1 protein-coding gene is annotated in these 1,299 nt (G+C 48.3%); it reads right to left on the bottom strand.

Translation table 11 applies throughout. The annotated features are described in order from the left end of the window. Nucleotides 1–380: 380 nt before the first annotated feature. Nucleotides 381–1,199 carry an ATP-binding protein gene (locus Q0236_RS11360; protein ID WP_297918061.1) on the bottom strand — a complete coding sequence of 273 codons (819 nt, stop codon included), beginning with the start codon at nucleotides 1,197–1,199 and terminating at the stop codon, nucleotides 381–383. Nucleotides 1,200–1,299: the final 100 nt, after the last annotated feature.

Raw genomic sequence — 1,299 nt, 5'->3', positions numbered from 1 at the left:
TTAGCACCGCTCGGCCTGCAAAAATATCCGCAGTGATAAAATTTAAGGCGATGAAATTTAAAAGGAGAGCGGATGAATTTGCAAATTTTACGGCAAGCTCGGCATTTACGTGTCGCAAGACGGCACGCGCGACTTTTGATCGTATTTAGCTCTTGAGTGCGCGCGAAAAAGGACGATTAGTTTCGTAATATAACTCTTACGCTGCCGCAATTAGCCTTGGCGCTTCGGCATTGACCTAATTTAGGTATCGCGATCGGCTATAGCGTCGCAACCGACGCCGCTACGTAAGCGGCGAAGCACAAAAAGATGGCTTATAAAGCACGATATCGCATATGTTTTGTAAAATTTAAGCAAACTGCGAAGCGTAACAAGACGGCCGGTTACGGCAAATTTATCAGCTCCATTTTATTTTCCAGCGTTTTTGGGATCAATAAAACCTTGCTGTCGCTTGAGATGTCCGCGGGCCTTTGCATCGCGCCGAGATCTAGCTTGAGCACGCGTCCGTCCGTACCGTTGCGCCAAATTTTACCGCTTAAAAGATCCTCGCCCCAGTCGCTAATTAAAATTTCGCCGTTTTTTCCGCGCGCTATGCCGTAGAAAACCCCCTTCATATCGGCAAAGATCGAAATTTCGCGGGATTTCAAATCCATGCTTAGCACGCGCCCCGGGACCTTTCCACTAAGATCAAATGTAGTGATCAGAAGCTTATCGCCTTTAGCCAAAAGTCCGTTTGGGCTACCTAGCGATGGATCGATGCGTGCAAACTCATCCGCGGTGCGCGAGAGCAGGTCGATGCGCCAGATCGTCCCACGCGCGGGATCGCTTGCGAGCAAAACCTCGCTACCGAGCGCCACGACGTCGTTTAAGGCCTGCGCTCCCCCGATTTTTAGATTGAAAACCTCCTGGCCTTTGGCAAAACCCCTGATAGTATCGATATCGCAGACATAAAGCACGTCCGCGATCTGCGCCATTCCGCCCGGATTTACCAGATCGTCTATAAAATTTGTCTCAACGACACCCGAGTTTTTTACTATGCGGCTGATGAAGCCGTCGCGCTCTTGTGGATCTTCACTACTGCCGCGATTTGCGATATAAAAAGCGTCATCGGTAATGAGCGAACCACTAGGTGCGCTAAATCCGTCGATCTCTAGGCCAAAAAGCGCGCCTGCCAAGGCACACGAAAGTAGAATTTTTTTCATAATCTCTCCTTGATCTCGCCAAAATTTTAAGAATTTTAAAATTTTAAGGGAAGCGACGAGTGCCGGGTTAAAATTTTAAAATTCGCAGCGAGCTTTAAGA

Origin of the sequence: uncultured Campylobacter sp. (assembly GCF_938031315.1) — a bacterium.
Classification (GTDB): Bacteria; Campylobacterota; Campylobacteria; order Campylobacterales; family Campylobacteraceae; genus Campylobacter_B.
This window is presented reverse-complemented; position numbering and strand designations above follow the sequence as displayed.

Excerpts from the sequence above, each read along its gene's own strand:
- Q0236_RS11360 (WP_297918061.1), bottom strand. The coding sequence starts at position 1,199 with ATGAAAAAAATTCTACTTTCGTGTGCCTTGGCAGGCGCGCTTTTTGGC.